The organism is Thiomicrorhabdus sediminis, from assembly GCF_005885815.1.
Lineage (GTDB): Bacteria > Pseudomonadota > Gammaproteobacteria > Thiomicrospirales > Thiomicrospiraceae > Thiomicrorhabdus > Thiomicrorhabdus sediminis.
This window is the reverse complement of the sequence record NZ_CP040602.1, coordinates 480,212-504,832: the sequence shown is the minus strand read 5'-3', so window position 1 is coordinate 504,832 and position 24,621 is coordinate 480,212. Positions and strand designations below refer to the sequence as shown.

At 46.3% G+C, this 24,621-nt stretch carries 20 protein-coding genes; 5 read left to right on the top strand and 15 right to left on the bottom strand.

Annotated elements, in window-relative coordinates; translation table 11 throughout:
• Positions 1-91: 91 nt before the first annotated feature.
• The 9 genes from FE785_RS02255 to hldE form a co-directional block, all read right to left on the bottom strand.
• Entirely contained in the window at positions 92-2,608 is a 2,517-nt protein-coding gene (locus FE785_RS02255) for a glycogen/starch/alpha-glucan phosphorylase (protein WP_138563996.1), read from the bottom strand.
• A 14-nt stretch (positions 2,609-2,622) separates the two neighbouring features.
• Positions 2,623-4,137, bottom strand: coding sequence for a glycogen synthase GlgA (gene glgA, locus FE785_RS02250; protein ID WP_138563994.1), 1,515 nt, complete (start codon positions 4,135-4,137; stop codon positions 2,623-2,625).
• Between the two features lie 115 nt (positions 4,138-4,252).
• Positions 4,253-6,484, bottom strand: coding sequence for a 1,4-alpha-glucan branching protein GlgB (glgB, locus tag FE785_RS02245; protein WP_138565758.1), 2,232 nt, complete (start codon positions 6,482-6,484; stop codon positions 4,253-4,255).
• A 121-nt stretch (positions 6,485-6,605) separates the two neighbouring features.
• A complete protein-coding gene (gene malQ / locus FE785_RS02240) occupies positions 6,606-8,045 on the bottom strand; it encodes a 4-alpha-glucanotransferase (protein WP_138563992.1) in 1,440 nt (479 codons plus the stop codon).
• 65 nt (positions 8,046-8,110) lie between these two features.
• Positions 8,111-9,949, bottom strand: coding sequence for a glycoside hydrolase family 57 protein (locus tag FE785_RS02235; RefSeq protein WP_138563990.1), 1,839 nt, complete (start codon positions 9,947-9,949; stop codon positions 8,111-8,113).
• 15 nt (positions 9,950-9,964) lie between these two features.
• Complete coding sequence (gene glgC, locus FE785_RS02230; protein ID WP_138563988.1) at positions 9,965-11,233, bottom strand: glucose-1-phosphate adenylyltransferase; 1,269 nt, start codon at positions 11,231-11,233, stop codon at positions 9,965-9,967.
• 270 nt (positions 11,234-11,503) lie between these two features.
• Positions 11,504-12,655: a glucokinase gene (locus tag FE785_RS02225; RefSeq protein WP_138563986.1), complete on the bottom strand. Its 1,152-nt coding sequence runs from the start codon at positions 12,653-12,655 to the stop codon at positions 11,504-11,506.
• 119 nt (positions 12,656-12,774) lie between these two features.
• Complete coding sequence (locus FE785_RS02220; protein ID WP_138563984.1) at positions 12,775-13,335, bottom strand: D-sedoheptulose-7-phosphate isomerase; 561 nt, start codon at positions 13,333-13,335, stop codon at positions 12,775-12,777.
• Positions 13,336-13,389: 54 nt separating this feature from the next.
• Positions 13,390-14,817 carry a bifunctional D-glycero-beta-D-manno-heptose-7-phosphate kinase/D-glycero-beta-D-manno-heptose 1-phosphate adenylyltransferase HldE gene (hldE, locus tag FE785_RS02215; protein WP_138563982.1) on the bottom strand — a complete coding sequence of 476 codons (1,428 nt, stop codon included), beginning with the start codon at positions 14,815-14,817 and terminating at the stop codon, positions 13,390-13,392.
• A 133-nt stretch (positions 14,818-14,950) separates the two neighbouring features.
• Here hldE and FE785_RS02210 point away from each other — a divergent pair, with 133 nt between their 5' ends.
• From FE785_RS02210 to waaA, 3 genes are read left to right on the top strand one after another with little or no spacing between them, the layout of a single operon-like run.
• On the top strand, positions 14,951-15,646 hold the full coding sequence (locus FE785_RS02210) for an acyloxyacyl hydrolase (RefSeq protein WP_138563980.1): 696 nt from the start codon (positions 14,951-14,953) through the stop codon (positions 15,644-15,646).
• A 42-nt stretch (positions 15,647-15,688) separates the two neighbouring features.
• Complete coding sequence (locus FE785_RS02205) at positions 15,689-16,630, top strand: KpsF/GutQ family sugar-phosphate isomerase (protein WP_138563978.1); 942 nt, start codon at positions 15,689-15,691, stop codon at positions 16,628-16,630.
• 17 nt (positions 16,631-16,647) lie between these two features.
• Entirely contained in the window at positions 16,648-17,973 is a 1,326-nt protein-coding gene (gene waaA, locus FE785_RS02200; RefSeq protein WP_138563976.1) for a lipid IV(A) 3-deoxy-D-manno-octulosonic acid transferase, read from the top strand.
• Between the two features lie 97 nt (positions 17,974-18,070).
• Here the strand turns inward: waaA and FE785_RS02195 are convergent, their stop codons facing one another.
• The 6 genes from FE785_RS02195 to dapF form a co-directional block, all read right to left on the bottom strand.
• On the bottom strand, positions 18,071-18,649 hold the full coding sequence (locus FE785_RS02195; protein ID WP_238696312.1) for a YqhA family protein: 579 nt from the start codon (positions 18,647-18,649) through the stop codon (positions 18,071-18,073).
• A gap of 2 nt (positions 18,650-18,651) precedes the next feature.
• Entirely contained in the window at positions 18,652-19,191 is a 540-nt protein-coding gene (gene hslV, locus FE785_RS02190; RefSeq protein WP_138563974.1) for an ATP-dependent protease subunit HslV, read from the bottom strand.
• 190 nt (positions 19,192-19,381) lie between these two features.
• A complete protein-coding gene (locus tag FE785_RS02185) occupies positions 19,382-19,942 on the bottom strand; it encodes a type II secretion system protein (protein WP_138563972.1) in 561 nt (186 codons plus the stop codon).
• A gap of 150 nt (positions 19,943-20,092) precedes the next feature.
• Entirely contained in the window at positions 20,093-21,040 is a 948-nt protein-coding gene (locus tag FE785_RS02180) for a tyrosine recombinase XerC (RefSeq protein WP_138563970.1), read from the bottom strand.
• 21 nt (positions 21,041-21,061) lie between these two features.
• Positions 21,062-21,784, bottom strand: coding sequence for a DUF484 family protein (locus tag FE785_RS02175; protein ID WP_138563968.1), 723 nt, complete (start codon positions 21,782-21,784; stop codon positions 21,062-21,064).
• Positions 21,781-22,647, bottom strand: coding sequence for a diaminopimelate epimerase (gene dapF, locus FE785_RS02170; protein ID WP_138563966.1), 867 nt, complete (start codon positions 22,645-22,647; stop codon positions 21,781-21,783). The genes FE785_RS02175 and dapF overlap by 4 nt, the downstream gene beginning before the upstream one ends.
• A gap of 214 nt (positions 22,648-22,861) precedes the next feature.
• Here dapF and hslU point away from each other — a divergent pair, with 214 nt between their 5' ends.
• Positions 22,862-24,181 (top strand): ATP-dependent protease ATPase subunit HslU, encoded by a 1,320-nt coding sequence (hslU, locus tag FE785_RS02165; RefSeq protein ID WP_138563964.1) that lies wholly within the window; start codon positions 22,862-22,864, stop codon positions 24,179-24,181.
• 37 nt (positions 24,182-24,218) lie between these two features.
• A complete protein-coding gene (locus tag FE785_RS02160) occupies positions 24,219-24,617 on the top strand; it encodes a gamma-butyrobetaine hydroxylase family protein (RefSeq protein ID WP_138563962.1) in 399 nt (132 codons plus the stop codon).
• Positions 24,618-24,621 lie beyond the last annotated feature (4 nt).

The window sequence follows — 24,621 nt, the reverse complement described above, 5'->3', positions numbered from 1 at the left end:
CACTTACTAAAATTCAATTTATCTATACTAACCGAAATACCTCAACAATTCGTAAGATTTTACCCGATTTTTCACTAGTATTTTTACTAAATCATTCTAATTCAATGGGGACAAGATTCCAAATTTCGTCGTTATACTCTGCCATAGTTCTATCTGTTGAAAAAATACCGCTTCTTGCCGAATTGATAATACTTTTTTCAATCCATTGAGATTGATGTCGATATAAATCGGCGGCCTGTTGTTGCACCGCGATATAACTGTCAAAATCGGCCAGAGTCATCCAAGGATCATTAGGACTTTTGATACTGGCGATAATCTCATCGAAAATACCGCATTCGAATTGATTGAAATGACCTGATTCCAATAGATTCATTACCGCTTGCAAGCTCTCACTTCGATTAATACACTCTTGCGGTTGATAATGCTTTTTCAATTCTTCGACTTCCGACGTAGCCAGTCCGAATAAAAAGAAGTTTTCGTCGGTAACCGCTTCACGAATCTCGACATTGGCTCCATCCAAGGTACCGATAGTCAGAGCGCCGTTCATCATGAATTTCATGTTTCCGGTACCGGATGCTTCCTTACCGGCAGTGGAAATCTGTTCCGACAAGTCGGTTCCCGGGCAGATAACCTCCATTGCTGACACACGGTAATTAGGGAAAAATACCACCTTAAGCTTATCGCCGATGTCCGGGTCATTATTGACCACCTGAGAGATATTACCGATAAGCTTAATAATCTGTTTCGCCATCGCATAACCCGGTGCCGCCTTACCACCAATCAGCACACAACGATTAGTCCAGTTTTCAATATCGCCGCGCTTGATTCGAGCGTAAAGATGGATAATATGCAAGGCATTCAACAGCTGGCGTTTATATTCATGAATACGTTTGACCTGCACATCAAATAATGAGGCGGTATCGAACACTACACCGGTCTCTTTCTCGACCATATAGGCTAAACGTTGTTTATTGTGCTGTTTAACCTCATACCATGCCTGCTTAAAGGATTCATCCTTGATAAAGGCTTCGATCTGTTCAAGCTGAGATAAATCGGTAACCCAATCCTCGCCAATCTTATCTTTTAGCAAAGCTCGAAGTTTTGGATTACAGCCTGCCAGCCAACGTCTTTGCGTGACACCATTGGTTTTATTATTGAATTTTTCCGGCCAGAGCTGATAAAAATCGTTAAACAGGCCTTCTTTTAACAGCTCAGAGTGCAATGCTGCCACCCCGTTAATCGAATGACTGCCGACTATGGCCAAATAGGCCATGCAAACATTGTTACCTTCATCAATAATCGACATACGGCTCAAGCGCTCGTTATCGGCAGGCCATTTCATCGACACCTGCTGCAAAAAACGATGATTGATCTCATAGATAATATCCAGCAATCTCGGCAATAAACTTTTAAACAACTCTACCGACCAGCGCTCCAGCGCTTCAGGCAATAGCGTATGATTGGTGTATGCCATGGTTTGCGTGGTAATTTGCCAAGCTTGATCCCACTGCATATGCTCTTCATCAATCAACAATCGCATCAACTCTGCAACCGCCAAACTGGGATGGGTATCGTTCAACTGAAAAGCATTATTGGCGGCAAACCCATCAAAATTGCCATATTTAGCTTTCCACTGACAAACGACATCCTGCAAACTTGCCGAAACCAGAAAATACTGCTGTTTTAAACGCAATGCCTTACCGTTTTCACTGCTGTCATTCGGGTAGAGCACCATAGTGATATTTTCTGCCGCCGCTTTTTTTGACACCGCCTCATGATAAGAACCGGCATTGAACTCATGCAAATCGAACCCTTCCTGAGCGGTCGCCGACCATAAACGCAAGGTGTTCACCGTTTCATTTTTAAAGCCCGGAATGGGCACATCAAACGGCACGGCTTGAACCTCTTCGCCATGATCCCAGTGCACAATTAACTGCCCGGTATGCGGATCGGTATATTGCTTGGTGACACCGCCAAACTTGATGGTCTGTGTATATTCATCGCGCATGACCTCCCACGGATAAGGCCCAAGCCCCAACCAGTGGTCCGGCTCCTCGAGCTGATAACCGTTTTGGATCAGCTGTTTGAACATACCGTATTCATAACGCAATCCATAGCCCATCACCGGCAACTGCAAGGTCGCACAGCTATCCATAAAACAAGCGGCCAATCGTCCCAAGCCACCATTGCCCAAACCGGCATCGCGCTCGGCTGATTCGACATCTTCGAACTTCAGCCCCAAATCATATAAAGCTTGCTCGGTTTCGCTTTCAATGCCGAGGTTCAAAAGGTTATTGCTCAACGATCGACCGATAAGAAATTCCATCGACAAATAATAGGCCTTTTTCGATTGCTCGGCATTATAGGCCTCCCAAGTCTTTTTCCATCGCGTCATCAAACGGTCTCGAACCGAATAGGAAAGCGCTTTAAAGAGATAATAACTTTCCGATTCCAGCCCACGCCCCATAGTGTGGTACAGATAGCGCAAAAAATCGGTTTCGATATCAACCTTATCCATACCTAATTGCTGCAATGCATCACGGATGATCTGAAGTCTCTCCTCGTCCTGCACACCTCTGATATTTTCAAGCTGTTCTGACACCGACATCTTCTCGCTCCTTATCACTTTTTAAGGTATAGCTGTTCATAAGCCTTTGCACTGATGCGCCAATTACGCGGTGGTGACATGCCGGCCTTTTGAATCGCCTGCCAAGTCCGCTTTTTAGTAAAAAGATGTAATGCATGGAGCATGATGGATTGCAACGAATGGCGCGACAGGTCGTAAAATACAAACCCGTTAGCCACTTTGTTTTTCAGGTTTTCATCCGTTGCATTGACGACAGTGTCCGCAAGCCCACCGGTATGATGGACAATCGGAGGCGTTCCATACGCCAGACTATACATCTGATTCAAACCGCAAGGCTCAAACCGAGATGGCATTAAAAACATATCCGCACCGGCTTCCACCTTATGCGCCAGTGCTTCCGAATAACCGATATGCGCCCACACCCGGCTAGGGTACTGTTCCGATAAAAAGCGCACCTGGTCTTCAAACCATTTCTCCCCGGTGCCGACAAAGACAAAATTGGCATCACTCTGCTGTAAAATCTCCGGCACGGTCTGCATCACCAGATCGATTCCCTTTTGCTCAACCAAACGACCGACAAAACCTACTAATGGCTTCTCCAGCCACTTATTCAGGTGTGAATCAACCTTAGCTTGCGAATCGCCACGCAGTTCACACAAATCATGGATTAAAGCCTCTTTATTAATCTGCTTGGCCTTGATTCGACCACGCTCCACCGAATAGTTCTTGGCAATGAACTCATCGTTTTTCGGGTGCCAGACATCATCGTCTATACCATTTAAAACCCCAAACAAAGCCCCTTCAAATGAGCGTTTTTGCAAAATCCCTTCCATGCCATAGGCAAACTGTGGATAGCATATTTCTCTGGCATAGGTAGGGCTCACGGTGGTGACAATATCGGCATAGACCAGACCGGCCTTAAGCATGGAAAAATGACCATAAAACTCAACCCCTTCTATATTCCACAACTCCCAAGGCAGCTGCAACTGGGCAAATAACGATTTCGGATAATTGCCCGGGTAAGCCATATTGTGTACCGTAAAAATCGTTTTCGGGCGCTGCTCGTATAAACTCAACAGCGCGGCAGTCAACCCGGTCTGCCAGTCATTAAGATGGACAATATCGGCTCGCCATTTCAACCCCAGTTCATCCATGGCGAGTTGACTGACGACCATAGAAAACAGAGCAAAACGTTCACCGTTATCCCACCAATCTTTACCATCATGTGCCAAATATGGATTACCCGGCCGATCAAACAATTCTTCGATATCCACCAGCCAAACCGGGATATCTATATCCTTGACCGCACCGGCTTTGATTTGCAAAACACGAAACTCAAATGTCTTGCCGCAACCATCAATCGACCCTTTTGCCACCTGGCGATAATCACTGCGTTGCAATTTTTGCATCACATCACGATAAGCCGGTAAAACTAGACGCACTTGATGTCCCAGCTCCGCCAGTGCATTGGGCAAGCTACCGGAAACATCCGCCAGACCACCGGTTTTGATAAGCGGATGCGCTTCAGACGTTGCAAATAACACTTTCATAGCTTTGCCATCACCTCTTTGTGATCGAATCGATTGGTCAGTTTGTTTATCATTAACAGTTCGTTTTTGTTGTGCATTGAGTCATTCTCTTTTGGCAATATCTCATTATTGATGGCTACCCTTGAAACAGAAGTGCTATCGCAGCCAAAGGCGGCAATTTCAACTCCACCGAACAAGGCTGGTTCATCCACGGCTTATCCTCACTGACCAGCCCCCCGCCATTACCGATATTACTGCCGCCGAACCATTCGGAATCGGAATTAAAAACTTCTTGATAACTACCCGAGCTTGGTAAGCCAATACGGTAATTTTCTCGCGGCACCGGGGTAAAATTGAACACGCAAACCATAATCTGGTTATCACTGAAACGAGCAAAACTCAAAATCGATTGCTGAAAGTCGTGACAATCAATCCAATTAAAACCTTCATGGTCAAAATCACGCTGGTGTAAGGCAGAATGATTCACATAAAGCTCATTCAATGCCTTTAAAGACAACTGAATGCCTCTATGCAGAGGGTGTTCGCTGACCGCCCAATTCAACGATTGCGCCTCGTTCCATTCTTCCCATTGAGCGAATTCACTGCCCATAAAGAGCAGTTTTTTCCCGGGGTTCAAAGCCTGGTAAGCCAATAACAAACGAACATTAGCTGCTTTTTGCCAATGATCTCCCGGCATCTTATTGATTAACGAGCCTTTTAAATGCACGACTTCATCATGTGATAACGGCAAAACAAAATTTTCGCTGTAGGCATACATTTGGCTAAATGTCAGTTGATTATGATGATAAGGGCGATAGATCGAATCCTTGGCAAAATAATCCAGGGTATCGTTCATCCAGCCCATATTCCATTTCATGGAAAACCCTAAACCGCCCATCCAGGTCGGACGCGAGACCATCGGCCATGAGGTCGATTCCTCCGCCATGACCACCGTTCCGGGACATTGCGCATGCACCTCTTCATTCAATAAACGTAAAAAATCAATCGCTTCAAGATTTTCCCGTCCGCCATGCTCATTCGGTAACCATTCGCCTTCATTACGAGAATAATCCAAATAAAGCATCGAGGCGACCGCATCCACCCTTAGGCCATCGATATGCATCTCTTTAAGCCAGAACAGCGCATTGCTAATCAGAAAATTGCTGACTTCATTGCGGCCATAATTAAAGATATAGGTTCCCCAATCCTGGTGCTCGCCGCGACGATGGTCTTCATGTTCATATAGCGCGCTGCCGTCAAACCGCCCTAATGCGAACTCATCCTTGGGAAAATGCGCCGGCACCCAATCCAAAAACACGCCGATATGGTTTTGATGACAATAATCGACAAAATAACGGAACTCATCCGGCGTACCGAAACGGCTGGTTGGCGCAAAATATCCGGTAGTTTGATACCCCCACGAAGCATCTAACGGATGCTCTGAAACCGGCAACAACTCAATATGAGTGAACCCCATCCATTTCACATACTCAACCAGACGGTGTGCTAGCTCTTTATAGTTAAGGAACTCACCGTTATCACCTCTTTGCCATGAGCCTAAATGCACCTCATAAATACTGATCGGTTTATGCTGCCAATCAAAATCCGCTAACTGCTGTTGCCAGAATTTATCCTGCCATTGGTAGCTTGACTCATACACCTTACAGCCTGTCGCAGGACGCATTTCCATCGCCTGCGCATAGGGATCGGTTTTGGTGAATACATGCCCGCTTAGCCGATTTCTTATTTCAAATTTATAGAGATCATTGGCATGCAATCCGGGAATAAACAACTCCCATACACCTGAACAACCATTGACCCGCATAGGATGGCGCAACCCGTTCCAGCCATTAAAATCGCCAACAACCGAAACCCTTTCCGCCGCAGGAGCCCAAACGGCAAACTGCACCCCCTTAATGCCGTCAATGGTTTTCACGTGAGCGCCGAGCACTTTATAAAGTTCCCAGTGACGCCCCTCGGAAAACAGATGCAAATCCAATTCGCCTAGATGATGGGCGAAACTATAAGGCGAAACCATCTCATGCTGCGAACCATCCGCCTCCGTCCAACTCACCGAAAAATGTTCCGGTAACGCCAATTTCTGCTTATCGGTAATACAGCAGATAAACAGATCGGTGCCACTGACTCGTTTTAAACCAATACCATGCACTGCCGCTTTTTGCGCTGTAGGCAACCATGCCGTCAGCCGCCAACCGCATTTTTTATGCTTATCATGCTCACACTCATCAATCGGATGGCACCCCAAGAAACTAAACGGATCATGATGTCGTCCTTCAGCCAAAACATGGATATTACCTTGCAGAACCGACCCCAAAGCACTAAACGGCACCTCATCACTGGTCGCCATCTGCGTCCATTTCTGTAAATTTTTCTCACTTGACTTAAGTGCTTTCTGGGCTCTGTCCGCAGACGGTTGACGCGGTTTGCTTACGGCCTTTTTAGTTTTATCAAGCGACTTACCCAATTTTTCAGCCATCTTGATTCTCCTTATATTCAAAGCCACTGCGCTGACAAGCCTCAACTAAAATAGCGATGTTTTCGGCTAAACTTTCAGGCACTTGAGACCAATCAAATTGCCACTGCCAATTATGATCTACCGTGCCGGGCGTATTCATACGATGAGTACTGTCCAACATAAGAAAATCCTGCATCGGAATAATCGCTTTATTCGCTTTAGACAACATAACCGCGACCACAAGCCACCACGGCATAGAATTGTCCAAATCGGTTTGCTCGATAACCGGCCCGACCAACGGCTTAAGCTGTGAGGCTATCCATGTTTGCGTATTGTCATCCAGACCCTGCCACCATCCTAGTGTCGTATCGTTATCATGGGTGCCGCTATAAACTACGGTATTGGCTGTTTGCGCATGCAATGCATGAGGGTTATCAGGCAACCCATCAAAACCAAACTGCATCACCGCCATACCCGGTAGACCAAACTTATCTTTTAACGCCAAAACTTCATCGGTGATAACGCCCAAATCCTCGGCGATCAACGGTAGCTCGTCGAAGTCCCGCAACAGGCTTTGCAGCAGCTCATTGCCAGGTGTCGGCACCCAGCGACCGTTAATCGCCGTGGGTTCATCTGCATCGATTTCCCAGCAAGACTCCAAACCGCGAAAATGATCTATACGCAGCCAATCAAACAGTGACAAACTGTGCCTAACCCTCAAATGCCACCAGGCAAATCCGTCTTGTTCCATTCTCTGCCAGTCATAATGGGGATTACCCCAACGCTGCCCCGTCTCGGAAAAATAATCCGGTGGCACGCCGGCAACCACTTCCGGGTTTGCCTGCTCATCCAGTTTAAACAGGTCTTGGTTAGCCCAAACATCGGCACTGTCCAAAGCGACAAACAAAGGCATATCGCCAAACAGTCGTACTTTTTTCTGATTGGCATAAGTTTTCAGCTTCAACCACTGCGTAAACAATAAAAACTGTTGTTGTTTCACTCTGAGCAACTGCTCGGCATGGCTTTTGGCAAATGCCGCCAAACTTTGTACATCACGTTTTTTTAACGACTCCGGCCAGTCATACCAAGCCTGTTGCGCAAACTCATCTCGCAACACCATAAACAACGCATAATCATCAAGCCATGCTTGGTGAGTTTGTTGAAAGACTGCAAATGCGTCGGCATCAATCGCATCATTCGATATAGTCTCAGGCAAAAACTTGGGGTCTAAAGCAAATGCCGACAAGGCATGATAGGGCGACCCATCACTGTGAGTATGCGTCAAAGGAAGCAACTGCCAAATGGCTAAATCTGCGCCATGCATCCAATCGACAAAATGCCAGGCTTGCTGATCAATTTGGCCAAGACGAGATTTTTCTGCCCGAGCTTGCTCCTTAACGGAACTCGGTAAAGATGTAATATGTAGCAACACACCCGCTTGTCTTGTTTCCACAGCTCACCTCAAAGTGTTTACTTTTTGCTTAGATGGTCATTGGTTTGTACTATCGATTTATCCCATCAATTTCGACGCATGGTTCCGGCGTTTTCCATATGACCGCCACCCAAAGAGATCGGGAAATCCAAGCGATTTGGTGCAGGTTTACCCAATAACTCATAAAGTCGTTTTAAATGGCGACGATATAGACAATCAAAATCCTTCACACTGCCCGAAGCATTGTAATCACCAAACCACCAAAACCAATCCGACCCTTCACAGACACCAAGCTGCAACCGCGCTTCTTCTTGCTGCTTGAGCGTTAAAGTACCACTGGCAATAACCTCATCAAAACAAGCCTTGGCATCCACCAACAAATCCCAAGCGAGGTTTTTATCTTTTTCCCCAATCCAGGTCGAAAAAGAACCATAAACCCAACTACCTGCTTTAAGAGTCGGTAAAGTTCGAATATTGACCCCGTCATCCAACACCTCACTAAACGTTGTCATCGATAATGACGGATGCTCACTTAAAACCTTGTAGAGGGCGCTAATAAAATGACTGGCATTGACCGGATAATACTCCCAGGCATTCTCGCCATCCAAAATCACCGATACCACATGCTCACCCGCCTGCTCTCCGAGAAATGCGGCAATATTGCTCAAGTGGCTGGCGAAGTCGGCAGCCGCGTCATCGGCATGCCAGTCCTTATATTGAAAACCGATTAAATCGGACAGACCGTCATCACGGAAAAACATCGAACAATTTTGCGTGGCTAAGCGCAATGGCTGATAAAGAGCGCGCTTACTATTCATATCATGCTGATCAATCTGCGAACTTTCGCAAGAGTGACGCCAAACGCCCTCACCAGAGGCCGTCCATTTGATATTAAAATCATCCAATAAGGCCACCGCCTCTTCACTCAGAGCCCCTTCCGATAACCAAACACCTTGCGGTTTGGCATGGAAAAACTGATTAAATATCTGCAATCCATGCTGCATATGCCAATCGGCTCGCTCTTTACCTCCAGGGTAGAATGGCGACATTGGCGCCGGCGCGTCAGGTAAAGCGTCATGCATAGACTGAAAATCCAGCAACAAAGGTACTATCGGGTGACCGTATGGCGTCATCGATATCTCAATCTGGCCTTTATCCAACAAGGCTTTATAGCGCGGGATAATGGAAGCCATCGATTCTTGCATAACTTCCATCAACAGGCGCTTGTCTTCATCGGTAAAATGGCTGCGCTTATCCATCAAGGGTTTCACTCGCGGATCAAGCTCACGCAAACTTATGCCCAGCCAAGCCAAGTGATACCACACTAATAAGTCGGTAAAGAACTGGTCATTAAGGTAATTCAGACATAATGGGTTGACCGCTTTGCCTTTGCTATGAAGCTTATCGGCAACATCTTTTGGTGGATTTGATTCTTGCTGAGTTTTATTGGCGCCATCGACCTTGGCGACTGCTTGTTTAACAAACTCGCTTTCCAATTCAGGCCTGACCAAATCCACCAAGCGTTTGTAAGCGGGAAACACATCAATCATGGTCGGTGCGTGGGCTTTTAGACAATTTTGAATCACTTCAATCCGCTTAGCCATGTTTTTAGGGATTGGCGTAACGCCGACCAATAAATTAAGCATCGGATCATTCATCGGCGAACCATCTGCCAACCAGGCCCGCATCTGCTGAGCATAATCATCGATTTGCTCTAACAACACCGGAGCAAAGTTCACCACCACCTTAGCATCAGGACAGGCTTCCAAGTGCCAGGCCATATCGGCATAATCTTTAATGGCATGCAAATACACCCAAGGCAGACGATAAATACCGTCCAAGCCATCACGATAGTGCGGCTGATGCATATGCCAACAGAGCACCACTTTTAATTTGCCGGCTTGAGTATGATGAGCATTATCCATAAGCAACCTTAACCCTTAACGCAAACGATGCAGCCATTGACCAAACATATCAGGCGTCACCAAAACTATGCCGGATTCCGGTTCGACATAAAACCGTTTTTCATCGTCTTCGCGATTTTCGCCGATAATCGTTCCGGCAGGAATTTCTGTCCCCTTATCAATCACCGCATTTTGAATGCGACAGGAACGCCCAATTACCACTCGCGACAGCAAGACCGAGTCTTTGATATGACTATAACTGTGAATACGCGAGCCGCTGCCGACAATGGAGCGTTTGATTTTCGCCCCGGAAATAATACATCCACCGGCAATTAAGGAGTCAATCGCCTGACCACGACGACCTTCATCGTCGAAAGTGAACTTGGCTGGCGGCATTTGTGCCTGGTAGGTCCAGATCGGCCAATCCTGGTTATAAAGATTGAGATCGGGTTTAATACTGCAAAGATCCAAACTGGCGCGCCAATAAGATTCGATCGTTCCCACATCTCGCCAATATTCAGGCTTACCGTTTTGATCGACAAATGGAAACGCCTGCACATTCCACTCTTTGATAATCGATGGAATAATATCCTTGCCAAAATCACGTGAAGACTCCGGGTTATCACTATCCTCAATCAGTTTTTGAAACAGAAACTCGGTGGAAAAAATATAGATTCCCATTGAGGCCATCGCCTTATCGGGCTTATTCGGAATCGAATCCGGATTGGCTGGCTTTTCGGTGAACTTGGTGATTTTAAAGGTCTCATCAACCGACATGACACCAAAACCACGCGCCTCCTTAAGAGAGACCTCGATACAGCCAATGGTGACATCGGCACCGGAATTGGCGTGCTGTAACAGCATTTTACTGTAATCCATCGAATAGATATGGTCGCCGCCCAACACCATGACATATTCGGGAGTGTGCCGGCGCAGGATATCCAGATTTTGATAGAGCGCATCGGCTGTGCCTTTGTACCACTGTTTATCAATACGCTGTTGTGCCGGGAGCAATTCAACAAACTCGCCGACTTCATAACGCATAAAACTCCATGCACGTTGGATATGACGAATCAATGAGTGCGCTTTATATTGGGTCAAAACACCGATTTTACGGATACCTGAATTGACACAATTAGAGAGTACAAAATCAATAATGCGATATTTACCGCCAAACGGCACTGCCGGCTTGGCACGCCATTTGGTTAAATCTTTAAGACGACTGCCTTCACCACCGGCAAGCACAAGTGCCAAGGTTTTTCGTGTCAGATCATTTGCAGTTTTGGTTTCACAATAATACTTCATTCAGCCTTCCTATAGATTGAGAGAACCGATGTTCGTTGAAGTGGACAGTGATAATCGACGTTGATTATTTCAGCTTGTGTGTTGCGATAAACTCTGCCTTGGAGAGCCCGAAATATCTATTAGCCCTGATATATTCCAGGGTCATGCTGCTATTATGGTCGTATAAAAATGTCGTTATTGTGATAATTATGTGAATCGATTATGACGCTAACTAAAAGATAAACTTGAATAAGCTGTGTGATAAATCTTTTAAACGCCAGTTAAGTTTAGTTATAAAAAATTGTGGAGTAAAGCCCCTTTTAATCCGAGCTCTTCATCGGCCACCAGATAAACCGGCGTATTTTCCAACAGTTCCGTCATCCGACCTTTGTGTAAAAACGCCTGCTGAAAATAAGGCTGCTTTAACCAGTATTGGATTTTCTCGGCAATACCTCCGGCAATAAAAACACCACCTGGAGCCCGCCAAAGCAGAGCCGAAGCGCCAATAAAAGCGGCATAAATGGTGACAAACTCAATTAAGGCCTGCTGCGCCGCCTCGTCATTCTGCTCAGCCAATAAACTGATTTCCGCGGCGCTCGGTCCGCCATCAATATCTATATGTTGCGCTTTCACTTGATGATTAGCAAAAGCCGCGCCCATTAGATGTTTTTCAATACTCTCAATATCAGAATCGTATTTCTCCAACTCATCAAAAAACAAGTAACTATTTGATACTGAATGATTTTTAAAAAAATGATATAGCCACTGCAACCCCGAACCTGATAGCAGACGCTCATAAGAGACATGCGGCCACTTCGTCCATAACCAGTCCAAGATCAACTGTTGAACGGGCGATATTGGTGCAAAGTCAAAATGACCACCCTCAGAGGCTTGCGGAATAAACTGATTACGCACCACAACGATCGGTGCCACCCCCAAACCGGTTCCGGCTCCCACTACCAAACGATTACCATAGGATGCGGGGTTAGTGATATCGGCCAGATCTTCAAATCTTTTGCCGTGATACAGCTCAATAATTTCATCGCTGTGCACCAAAGGAACACCTAAAGCGGCGGCATAGAAGTCATTAATAAAATTCAGATGTTCAATCTGACAGGTGTGCATCATCTTATATTTGTCCACTTGCCAAGGCAGGTTAGTCAAATCAACCTTATCCGAGTCTACCGGCCCCGGCAGAGCCAAACAAGCAAAATCAACTGACTGGTCCTGTGGAAATTCCTGGATGGATTTAAGAAAATGCAAGATCAAGGCTTCAAGCGAATGGAAATTTGCACAAAGCAGACGTTGTTGGCAAAGGGTTTTACAATGAAAATAAAGCTGCTGGGCACTGGGTTGTTCGAACTCGTCTATTTCACTGTGATCGAGATAAACCAATTGCAAAAATGCCTTGGTTCCGCCAATGTCTCCTGCAAGTATATACATACCATCCTCTGATTGATAATGAGTTCAGCCAACTTTACGAACAACTGAATACACTATAACAGCAGCGAATATCGATTGACCAGAAGCAATCGACTAGTAAAAGCTATTACTAATCAAAATCAGTAGACTGAATCGAGGCCTTCACAAAGCAGGTGGCTGAAAAAGCTATGGGCCTCTTGAATACGCGCCGTTTCGACAGAGTTTATCTGCAAACAGTAATCCGCCATTGCCGAAAGCGCACTGGTTTTTGCGCCAGTTAAAGCCACCGTAATACAACCCAACTGTTTGGCGGCTTCAACGGCTTTGACGACATTCACACTATTACCCGATGTCGACATGGCGATCACGACATCACCAGCTTTTGCGATGCCCTCGATTTGACGCGAAAATACCGTATCGAATTCATAATCATTACTGTGCGCGGTTAAAATCGAGCTGTCGGTGGTCAAGGCAAGCGATGCAATCGGTTGACGATCCTTGACATAACGCACCATTAATTCGGCAGCCATATGCTGTGCATCGGCGGCACTGCCGCCATTGCCCAACCAAATTACCTTATTCCCAGTTGCAACCGCTTGAATAATCTCTGCCACCGTTTGCTCAACAATGGATTGCTGTGCCAACACAGATTGAATGGCTTTTTGATGCTCTTCTAGAGCGTGCGAAAAGTTGATTTTCATAATCTTTATTACCGAATAACAAACCTGCTGGACAGGTATTGTCTATAGCTGAATCTATGCCTGAATTTTCTCGACCAGTTTTGTCGTTGAATAACCGTTCCAAAAAGATAACACCTTAACCTCGCCACCTTTATCCCAAACACATTGCGCACCGGCAATCTGTTCCGGCTCATAGTCTCCGCCTTTAACGAGAACATCTGGCTGCAACTTACAGATCAAGCGCTCCGGCGTCTCTTCATTAAAAGCCACTACCCAGTCGACGCAACTTAGCGCCGAAAGCAGCTCCATTCGGCTTTCTAACGGCACCACAGGACGGGTTTCACCCTTAAGGATTTTTACCGATTCATCGCTGTTAACACCAATAATTAAACGATCACCCTGACGTGCCGCTTCATTCAGGTAACGCACATGACCACTATGCAACAAATCAAAGCAACCGTTGGTAAAGACGACCTTTTCGCCATTTTTTTGGGCCAACTGCACCAGCTGCAAAAGTTCGTCTTCGGTTAAAGGTTGATAACCTTCATGACGGGAATCGGCCTTTAAGGCTTCATCAAGCTCCGCTTTGGAAACGGTTGAAGTGCCCACTTTTCGTACCACTATGCTTGCCGCATGATTGGCGATAGCCATCGATTCTTGCAAAGACATGCCGCTGGCAAAAGCGGTCGCCAAGGCGGCCATAACGGTATCACCTGCACCGGTGACATCAAATACTTCCTGCGCTTTGGACTGAACGGTAAATTGCTCGCCATCGGCGTTTGCCAATGCCATACCGTGTTCACTTCTGGTCACCAATAAAGCCTTGAGGTTGAGTTCTGCAACCAGTTGTTCGGCTTTTTCCAGAACCGTTTGCGTATCAGGCGCGGCTCCGACAATCGCCTCAAATTCAGACTGATTCGGTTTAATCAGAGTCGCATTACGATAGCGCTTAAAATCATTACCTTTTGGATCAATCAATACCGGTTTATTGGCTTTAACCGCTAAAGCGATGATCTGCTCGACAAACTGCAAAGCACCTTTAGCATAGTCCGAAATGACCAATACATCGTAATTTTCCAGATGTTTATCCACCAATTCGACCAATTGCTGCGCAGCCGTTTTCGGCACCTCATTTTCAAAATCCATACGAATCAATTGCTGATGATGACTTAATACGCGCAATTTACAAATAGTGCCGCTTTCAGACAGAGCCCAGTCGGTATTAACATTAGCCTCATGCATCAATTGTTCAAGTTGCAACCCGTGAGTATCGAGCTGATTATCGGAATTTTTACCAAGCACACCCAATAAACCGGTCTGAGCGCCCAAAGCAGCGACATTTAACGCCACATTGGCCGCGCCACCGGCACGCATCTCCTCATGGCCGACTTTCACGACCGGTACCGGTGCTTCAGGGGAGATTCTCCCCGCTTTTCCTTGCCAATATTGATCGAGCATCACATCCCCGACCACCAAAATCTTTGCCTGAGCAAAATCTTGCATAACTGTCCTTAATTACTCATTTATCCGAACAGAGCCAAAAACGATGATTAATTTCCAGAAATTAACCGCCTCAACTCGTACTCAAGGGACTTATAGAATAGAATGTGCGTACAGTTTAACAGGATTTAATTTTATGAATAACTTGAAACCGCGTTTTAAAGCTTTTTTTACCCCCTTAATCAAAACTTCGGCGCTAGCTTTTGCTGCGGTTTTGAGTATCGCTACACCCAACGTCCAAGCTCAGCAAACATCAATTGCCGGTGACGATCTAATGACCATTACCATTCTCGGTGCGGTCGGCACCTTGGCTTATTCCTGTTATATTGGCCAAGCGCCTTGTTCAGCTGATCCGGACTTGAATACGGATAAACTGACATTCAGTGTCGACAATGGTGTCGATGGAGCGGCCACTCATTGGCGTTTGGGCATTGGCGCCGATTGGAACAAGTCGCTTTATGAAGGTGAGAACTGGCGTTTGGCGGGACGCTTGGAAGCCAGCCTACATAGCTGGGATGAAAAAGCCAGCGCCACGTATCAAGGAGATTCGGGTTATATTATCGGCATTACCCCAGTGTTTCACTATGAACTGAAAAACTGGAAATACACCCCATTTATTGAAATGGGCACCGGTCCTCACTTAATGAGCCAAACGACGGTTGCCAGTGAAGATAAGGCAACCCAATTCCAATTCGGCAATATTTTAGGTTTGGGCATGGATTTTAACGGTATCGAAGTCGGTTACCGTTACCTGCATATCTCAAATGCCGGTATTGCTCAACCCAACCCAGGTGCGGACTTTCATAATTTACACATTGGTTATAAATTCTAAACAAACCGAGAAAACATTTTAAGCGTATACGGAAACACAAACATGTCTCAAGATTACCAAACGATTGCCAAACAGGTATTTGATATTGAAGCGGATGCGATTTTGCATCTGAAAAACCTGCTCGATGACAATTTCAGCGGCAGTGTTGAGTCGATTTTAAACACGGATGGCCGCCTGGTCATTTGCGGCATGGGGAAATCGGGGCTAATCGGTAAAAAGATTATGGCCACCTTAGCCAGTACAGGCACGCCATGTTTCTTTATGCACCCGGGTGAAGCTTTTCATGGCGATTTGGGAATGGTTTCACCAAAAGATGTATTTTTAGCACTCTCCAACTCGGGTGAGACCGAAGAAGTGATTCGCCTGCTACCTTTCTTAAAAGACAACGGCAATATTGTCATTTCCATGACTGGCCGCCCGGAATCGACCCTGGCGATGAACTCACACTACCACCTCAATATTGCCGTTCCACAAGAGGCTTGCCCGCACCAGTTAGCCCCAACCTCTTCAACTACGGCAACCTTGGTCATGGGGGATGCACTGGCGGTTGCATTAATGCAGGCACGCGATTTTCAACCTCATCAGTTTGCCCGCTTCCACCCGGGCGGTAGCTTAGGTCGCAAGTTATTGACGCGCGTCAAGCATGAAATGAAAAAAGATAACCTACCGTTTATCTCGACAACCGCATCGATTAAAGAAGTTATTCATTCAATGACCGAGGGGCGTTTAGGCCTTTGCATTGTCGACAATGGTGCCGGCATTATCACCGATGGGGATTTACGCCGTCACATGGAAACCGATGCGGCCAACTTCATGCAATTAACCGCCAAGGATCTGATGAAAGCATCACCGAAAATGATTAACAGTGAAGCCAAGCTGACCGAAGCCGAAGAACTGATGAATGACTTCAAAATCACCTCTTTGCTGGTTGAAGACAACTCTCAGGTAGTCGGCGTAATTCAGATTTACGACTTGAATAAATAGTATCCTCACCCTCGATTATGAACCTATTCAGTTATCGCTTGCTATTGAACCTGGCTCTGCCACTGGTAGCCTACTCTGGATGGAAACGTTGCCGCAAACATCAGGCACAACAACATCAGCCACAATGGCAAGCCATCGAACACTGCTTTAAAAGCCGCTTTGGGTTCAACCCGAGTAACTTCCAACAAAACGGTATTTGGATTCATGCCGTATCCGTTGGTGAAACACGCTCAATCTTCCCGCTACTGGAAAAATTGCATCACAATTATCCTCATTTACCTTTGACGCTAACCAGTGGTTCCACCCAAGGAGCACTGCAGGCATTGAATTTTTCTCCAGTGCCTGTTCAGCATCAAATGCTGCCTTACGATTACCCATTTGCGGTAAAACGTTTTTTAAAACAGCTCAAACCCAAACTGGTCATTATGGTCGAGACCGAAATCTGGCCAAACCTTTATCAAGCCTGTCATGAATTGCATATACCGGTGGTACTGATTAACGCACGCCTTAAACAAAAATCTTTTAAAGCTTATCAGAAGTGGGGGGGCAAACTAATTGAAAACGCCCTTAATCAAACCGAGTTTATTGCCGCACAGACACAAACCGATGCCGAAAATCTAATGGCACTCGGTGCTGATAGCCATAAAATTCGCACTCTGGGCAACCTGAAATTCGACCTCAACATAGATGCAGATCTTGATACAAAAGCGCAAATTTGGCGTCAACAAAATCAAGCAGTATCTCGCCCTATCTGGGTTGCAGCAAGCACTCATGCCTCGCCTGAAAGCAACGATGCCAAAGCCAGTGAAGAACAGTTAATGCTTGAGGCACACAAACAACTGCTGAAACAACAACCGGATGCTTTATTAATATTGGTACCGCGCCATGCTGACCGTTTTGACGAGGTAGGCAAAATTATCAGCGACAGCGGTCTAAGCTGGCAAAAACGAAGCCGCAATGAACACTTAAAGCCTGCAACACAAGTTTATCTAGCTGACAGTGTCGGCGAAATGATGCTGTGGTACAGTGTTGCCAATATCGCTTTTATAGGCGGTAGCATGGTACCGTTTGGCGGTCACAATATTCTTGAACCCGCGGCTTTACACAAACCGGTGCTATCGGGTTCTCACTACCAGAATCTCAAAGCGATGTTTAGCCCGTTTATTGACGCTGACGCTATCCAAATCGTGGAAAACTCGACACGGCTTGCAGAAAAGCTTAACGAGTTACTTAACGATCAATCTGAAGCCCAAGCTCTTGCCAGCAAAGGGCACCAATGTTTTATTGAGCAAACTGGAGCCTTAGAACGCACCTTAGATGCCTTAAAGCCTTATCTTGATTAATATGGTTTGAGTCAATTAGAACTTTATTTCGGGCAATAAAAAACCCCGGATCAACCAAGTCAATCCGAGGTTCTACACTAAGCCAAAAAACTCAGAATTACTTATGGTATGCCTTATGCGACAAATACAAAGCGCCGGCAACCAACATGATTGCCAAAGAGTAATAGAGCAACTCCAGCGGCCCGGTAGGCTTTAAGAAGATCGCCTGTTCAAAAAACATAACAATCAGAATCATTAAAATCACCTTGGCCAATTTGTCTTTCAAATCATCCAAAGAGTTGATCATCAAAATCTGGCTTGAAGAGCTATTGCCTTCTGCAGCATCTATACGCGAAATAAACAGCTCATACAGCCCCAGCGAGAAAATCAGCATCACGGTACCCAATAGGAAGCCGTCAACCGCACCAACCACGTGAGCCACTGTCAACGCCTTCAATTCGGCACGTTCTGCATCGGCCAGCTCATGATAATGAGCCAGATGAGAAATGGTGAAATAGACTTCAACGGCTGTGACATAAAAGATCCCCACCGCCATAATCAAGCTGGCTACTACCGCCAACAAAACAATAAAACGGCTATTCCACAAGACCCCTTCAAAGGTTCTTTCCATCAGCCCTTGCTCTTCAATAGGTTTGCACGCTGGTTTTTGCACAGCATTATTATCAGATTGCGCCATACTTATTCCTTAGTTAACTCTTCAATGGTTAAATTATGATTGGTGTAGATACAAAGATCTGCGGCGATATTCAAAGCACGCTCGACGACTTCACGCGCCGATAGTTCGGTATTCTGCATTAAAGCCTGTGCCGCTGCATGCGCATAGTTACCGCCTGAACCGATCGCGATAAAATCTTCCTGCGGTTCGATGACATCACCGGTACCGGAAATCAACAGCATATTCTCGCTATCGGCTACCAACATCATCGCTTCCAGCTTACGTAAAGCACGATCGGTACGCCAGTCTTTCGCCATTTCCACCGCAGCACGCATCAGCTGACCATTATGGGTTTGCAAACGCCCTTCAAAACGCTCAAACAAAGTAAAAGCATCGGCCGTCGCACCGGCAAAACCGGCAATCACTTTACCACTGTATAGTTGACGTACCTTGCGGGCATTGCCCTTCATGACCACATGACCCAAAGTGACTTGACCATCACCGCCAATCACCATCTGACCGTTGCGACGTGCACATAAAATGGTAGTTCCCTGAAAAGACATTAGACTCCCTTCTTTTTCGTCCGGCTTAACTTGCTTAAAGACAAACTAAACCTTATCTATCAATCTTCAATTATTGGCTATTCTAAAGCAATTTAGCGCTGGATAGTAAAGCTTTTAGTATTTGCTTTGATGGCGAAAGCAGGAGTTCAGAAAAGGCCTGTAGGGAGATAAAGCAGAGTCACTTATTTATTTACCGTAACAGCATGCAAAGCTGAGAGCCATTGGCGGTATAACGAAAATCACCACTATATTGATCCCCGTTATCCAACTTTGTTTCAATGACTGATGCCAAGCCTGTGTCAATTTGAATGATACAAATTTGATTCATGCCGGCAATCAAACCATAATTGGCACCGCTAGAGCCACCCCAGGTAGCTTTAAAATCATCACCAATTGAGGCTTCCAATTCGGATTGAGTAATAAAGTTGCTTTCTTTGAGCTCGTAAAACAGACCCTCATTAGCTGCTTCACTTGATAAAACCGTCTTTAATCTACCGGGGTGACTGCTGTCCTCGCCAGGCAGTTGATGATATTTATCCTTATACAGCATAAATGCGCTTTGCATGGATTCAAGCTTGCGTAAATCACTGTGCACCTTAGCATTATCATAAATCGCGGCGGCTTTGATAATGCCGGTATAAAGCAGGCCAACAATAAACAGGACAATCGCCAGCTCCAACAGTGTAAACCCGCACTGCTTTGTCAGACATCGATTAACGCCAATCGTTTTTGTTTGATAAAGTTCCCGCATAAAAAATACCGCTATTTACTTATGGCTGGGTAAATTATACCAGGCACTTAATTCAAGTAAGTTAAAACACTTATATAGATAGATATAAACTAAATTTATCTTAATTAAATCATTGGGTTACAAAAAAACAGCATTTAATTAAGAAAGCAATTAATGCTTTTTAGCGCGCGGATGCGCCTTGTCGTAGACCTGCGCCAAATGCTGCAAGTCCAGCTTGGTGTAGATTTGGGTGGTGGAAAGATTGGCGTGACCGAGAATCTCTTGTACCGCCCGCAAGTCACCGCTTGATTCCAATACGTGAGTGGCACAGGCGTGACGCAAACGGTGAGGTGACATTTTGGTTGGCAAACCGGCTTTCAAGGTTCGTTTATCCAACTGACTTTGAATAGAACGCACCTGCATACGATGACCACGTTGATTGATAAAAACCGCCTGTTCACCTTCCTCGGCATAGTCATGACGGATCTGCAACCAGTTTTGAATCGCCGCTAACGCCTTGGAGCCAACCGGAGCTAAACGTTCCTTCTTACCTTTTCCCAATACTCGCACCCAACCGGAGGAGACTTCATCCAAGCCCGGTGAAACATCCAGATCAGCGCACTCGGAAACACGTAAGCCAGCGGAATAAAGCAATTCAAATATCGCTTGATCACGCACATCCTGCCAGCTTTCCAAAGGTTGATCCAAAAGTCGCTGCATCCAATCGATATCGACACTTTTTGGCAAAGGTTGCGGTTGTTTTGGGGTTTTCACCGCTTTGGCCGGATTGACCTGCAAACGCCCGATTGTCACCAAATAATCATAGAAAGCTCGGATTGCCGACAATTGACGCGCCAAGGTTCGTGCGCCAATCGAATTCTGCATACGAAAAGCGAGAAAGCCCTGAATGGCCTGTGAATCGATCAAACGCCAATCGGAAAACTGGCTGATTTGTTCGGCCAAACGTTGCTGTTCGTCGGCATCGGTAGCATCCAAATCATCCGCCAGATAAAAAGCGAGAAAGTCATGTAAATCACGCTGATAGTTTTTCAAGGTATGCGGCGACTTGCCTTGGGCCTGCAAGTGCTTAACGAATTGTTCGATCTCATTACACCACATATCTCAGCTTTTTAATTCAACCTATTGTTCAGCCCGAATAAACAGGTGATTCAGCCGGGCGCTAATCATTTCTGACATCATCTTTAAAAAATATGTCCCCAAATCCGGGTGGAAACGATCGGTTTTACTGCCCAGAGCCAAGACTCCCCAGACACGCAGATCCTTGCTGCCTTCATCGCCTAGCGGTAACAAGCAAACGGAGTGCATCGGTTCGGCATTGTGAAACAGCCCCTTTTGCCATTCGTTTTCCAATAGACCGCAGACCGGGTCATGCAATTTAAGCGAGGATTTCATCGCTCCCGTCCAGGTCTGGCTAATCCCCAGCTGGCTCAAACCACGTAAGCTTTTCTGCGGCACATCCCAAGACACCATCGACACCGCATCAACGGCAAAAAGATTCAACATCTGGTCATAGATCGCATCGACCGTTTCCTGCTCGGTTTGCGCAGCCATCAATGCCTTGGTAAAACGTTGTACCTTTAAAAACAGCTGACCGTTTTCTCCGGCAATATCCATCAAGGTATCCACTTCGACCTTTAAGGTATCGCGCTGCTCACGCAATTGAAATACTTGACGCTCCAATAAAGAAACCGCCTGACCACTTTTAGGGTGCGGAATACTTAAACTGTCCAACAGGCTCGGAAAAACATGAAAAAACGTCGGATTCTTCGCCAGATAGTTTGCCACTTCCTCTGCTGACAAGGAACTTTTGCTTAAAGGCCCGGTTACCGCACTATTGCTCATACTTCTATCTCTCCTTCAAATACGGTAATTGCCGGCCCGGTCATCCACACAGGGGAGTCCACATCGCCATTCCATTCAATGGTCAGATCACCGCCGGGTAAAGTTACCGTCACCCGGTCATCGACCAATTGCCATAGACGCAACACGACCATCGCCGCACAGGCTCCAGTTCCGCAGGCAAGGGTTTCGGCCGCACCGCGCTCATACACTCGCAAACGTATATGGCTATTATCGATTTTCTCGGCAAAACCGACATTCACTCTTTCCGGGAAAGCGTTGTGACTTTCCAGAGTTTTCCCCAAGTTATCCACAGGCGCCTTAGCAATATCCTCCACCAATAACACGGCGTGCGGATTACCCATCGACACGGCACCGATTTCAACCGATTCTGCATCCACATCAAGCAGATAGCGCTCGGCCTGAGTTCCAGCCACAAACGGCAAGCTCTGAGGCGCAAAATTAGGTGTTCCCATATTGACACGCACCCAACCTGAATCTTCAACATACAAGACAATGATGCCCGATGCGGTTTCCACAGTGATCTCTTTTTTCTCGGTCAGGCCTTTATCAACAACAAAGCGGGCAAAACAACGCGCACCATTGCCACATTGTTGCACCTCTGAGCCATCGGCATTGAAAATACGATAACGAAAATCGACACTGTCCTGCTGTGCCGGCTCAACCACCAGCAGTTGATCAAAACCGATCCCGAAATGGCGATCTGCCCAGCGCTGAATCGTCGCTGAAGGGTAATCAAATGGCTGCTCGATGGCGTTGACCACCATAAAGTCATTACCCAACCCCTGCATTTTGGTAAATGGCAAACATCGACCTTGCGCGACTGTTGTATTTTGAGAACTCATAAAAATGCTTGTATAACCTGATCTATGGCCTTGAAAATGCCGTTTCACGACATTTGACGGCAACGTTTTATTTATCTGTCGCTGAATTTATCACGCAAACCTCGAGGACGCAATCCAACAGACCACAAAGCCGGCGCTTTTCATTTATAATGGCGACATGAGAATTAAACCTATTTTAAGACAGATAGACAAAAATTAAGGACACGTTTTTCAAATGATGACACCGAAAGAGATTGTTCACAGCCTAGACTCCCATATCGTTGGTCAAGCCGAAGCCAAACGCGCCGTAGCCATTGCGCTGCGTAACCGTTGGCGTCGCAGCCAATTGGAAGATGATTTACGCGCTGAAGTCACTCCGAAAAACATTCTGATGATTGGCCCGACCGGTGTCGGTAAAACAGAAATCGCCCGCCGTCTCGCCAAACTGGCGAATGCGCCGTTTTTAAAAATCGAAGCGACCAAATTCACCGAGGTGGGTTATGTCGGCCGTGATGTCGACTCGATTATTCGAGACCTTGCCGAAAGCGCGGTCAAAATGACACGTGAAATGGCGATGGTAAAAGTCCAACGTCAAGCCGAAGACAAAGCCGAAGAGCGCATTCTTGACATACTATTACCACCGGCTCGCGGCCGTGAGGAAGACAGCTATGACAATATGGCGGAAACCCGTCAGAAATTCCGCAAAAAATTACGCGAAGGCGACCTCGACAATAAAGAGATCGAACTTGATTTAAGCCCTGCCCCGGCTCATGTAGAAATATTAGGTGCACCGGGAATGGAAGAGATGACCCAACAACTGCAAGGCATGTTCGAAGGGCTCGGCCGCTCCAAAAAAGAAAAACGCAAACTGCCCATTAAAAAGGCGATCAAAGCGCTTATCGATGAAGAGGCCGCTTTACTGGTCAATGAAGACGATATTAAGGCTCAAGCCATCGAAAGCGTTGAGCAAAACGGTATTGTCTTTATCGATGAAATCGACAAGGTGGCAAAACGCCAGGAATCCAGCGGCGGTGAAGTTTCCCGTGAAGGCGTTCAGCGTGACCTGTTACCCCTGATTGAAGGCTGTACCGTTTCCACCAAATACGGCATGATCAAAACCGACCATATCTTGTTTATTGCATCGGGTGCCTTCCATTTGACCAAGCCTTCGGACCTGATTCCAGAACTGCAAGGACGTCTGCCGATCCGAGTCGAACTGCAATCGCTTAAGGTTGAAGACTTTGTCCGCATTCTCACCGAACCGAAAGCGGCGTTGACCACTCAGGCAATCGCCTTAATGAAAACCGAAGGTGTACAGTTAAGCTTTACCGAAGACGGTATTCAACGACTGGCCGAAATCGCTTTCCATGTCAACGAGACCACTGAAAATATCGGCGCACGCCGTCTGCACACGGTCTTGGAACGCCTGCTGGAAGATGTCTCTTTTGAAGCGCCGGCCATGCCGGGAGCGCAAGTAGTTGTCAATGCGGCTATGGTGGACGAGCGTCTTGGTGAACTCTCGAAAGATCAGGATCTGTCACAATATATTTTGTGATCGATAATCCTTCCGTTAGAAAGGCAAAGGAAGAACAATGAGCGCCAAACCGACCGACATCAAACTATTGCAGAAATCCAGACTACTGGAAGTCAGCTTTGACAGCGGTGAAACTTTCCAGTATAGCTGCGAGTTCTTGCGCGTCTATTCGCAGTCGGCCGAGGTGACCGGACACGGCCCCGGTCAGGAAACCCTGCAATTGGATAAACAGGACGTCAATATCGACAATATTAGCCCTGTTGGCAACTATGCCATTAAACTGCATTTTGATGACGGTCATGACACAGGTATTTATACCTGGCAAAGACTCTATGATTTAGGCAAAAATAAACAGTCTTATTGGATGGACTATCTGCGCCGGGTTATGCGCGCCGGACATAGCCATCCAGAACTGGAAAAACTCAAACAACAACAGCGCCCGAAAAACGTTGAATGAAGTG

What these genes read in the sequence shown, in the direction of transcription:
- FE785_RS02235 (WP_138563990.1), bottom strand. Translation starts at nt 9,949, where the DNA reads ATGGATAATGCTCATCATACTCAAGCCGGCAAATTAAAAGTGGTGCTC.
- waaA (WP_138563976.1), top strand. Translation starts at nt 16,648, where the DNA reads ATGAACCTATTCAGTTATCGCTTGCTATTGAACCTGGCTCTGCCACTG.
- FE785_RS02185 (WP_138563972.1), bottom strand. Translation starts at nt 19,942, where the DNA reads ATGCGGGAACTTTATCAAACAAAAACGATTGGCGTTAATCGATGTCTG.
- FE785_RS02205 (WP_138563978.1), top strand. Translation starts at nt 15,689, where the DNA reads ATGTCTCAAGATTACCAAACGATTGCCAAACAGGTATTTGATATTGAA.
- FE785_RS02255 (WP_138563996.1), bottom strand. Translation starts at nt 2,608, where the DNA reads ATGTCGGTGTCAGAACAGCTTGAAAATATCAGAGGTGTGCAGGACGAG.
- FE785_RS02160 (WP_138563962.1), top strand. Translation starts at nt 24,219, where the DNA reads ATGAGCGCCAAACCGACCGACATCAAACTATTGCAGAAATCCAGACTA.
- FE785_RS02225 (WP_138563986.1), bottom strand. Translation starts at nt 12,655, where the DNA reads ATGTATATACTTGCAGGAGACATTGGCGGAACCAAGGCATTTTTGCAA.
- FE785_RS02175 (WP_138563968.1), bottom strand. Translation starts at nt 21,784, where the DNA reads ATGAGCAATAGTGCGGTAACCGGGCCTTTAAGCAAAAGTTCCTTGTCA.
- glgB (WP_138565758.1), bottom strand. Translation starts at nt 6,484, where the DNA reads ATGGCGACCAGTGATGAGGTGCCGTTTAGTGCTTTGGGGTCGGTTCTG.
- FE785_RS02180 (WP_138563970.1), bottom strand. Translation starts at nt 21,040, where the DNA reads ATGTGGTGTAATGAGATCGAACAATTCGTTAAGCACTTGCAGGCCCAA.
- FE785_RS02195 (WP_238696312.1), bottom strand. Translation starts at nt 18,649, where the DNA reads ATGGCGCAATCTGATAATAATGCTGTGCAAAAACCAGCGTGCAAACCT.
- dapF (WP_138563966.1), bottom strand. Translation starts at nt 22,647, where the DNA reads ATGAGTTCTCAAAATACAACAGTCGCGCAAGGTCGATGTTTGCCATTT.
- hslU (WP_138563964.1), top strand. Translation starts at nt 22,862, where the DNA reads ATGATGACACCGAAAGAGATTGTTCACAGCCTAGACTCCCATATCGTT.
- glgC (WP_138563988.1), bottom strand. Translation starts at nt 11,233, where the DNA reads ATGAAGTATTATTGTGAAACCAAAACTGCAAATGATCTGACACGAAAA.
- glgA (WP_138563994.1), bottom strand. Translation starts at nt 4,137, where the DNA reads ATGAAAGTGTTATTTGCAACGTCTGAAGCGCATCCGCTTATCAAAACC.
- hslV (WP_138563974.1), bottom strand. Translation starts at nt 19,191, where the DNA reads ATGTCTTTTCAGGGAACTACCATTTTATGTGCACGTCGCAACGGTCAG.
- FE785_RS02220 (WP_138563984.1), bottom strand. Translation starts at nt 13,335, where the DNA reads ATGAAAATCAACTTTTCGCACGCTCTAGAAGAGCATCAAAAAGCCATT.
- FE785_RS02210 (WP_138563980.1), top strand. Translation starts at nt 14,951, where the DNA reads ATGAATAACTTGAAACCGCGTTTTAAAGCTTTTTTTACCCCCTTAATC.
- hldE (WP_138563982.1), bottom strand. Translation starts at nt 14,817, where the DNA reads ATGCAAGATTTTGCTCAGGCAAAGATTTTGGTGGTCGGGGATGTGATG.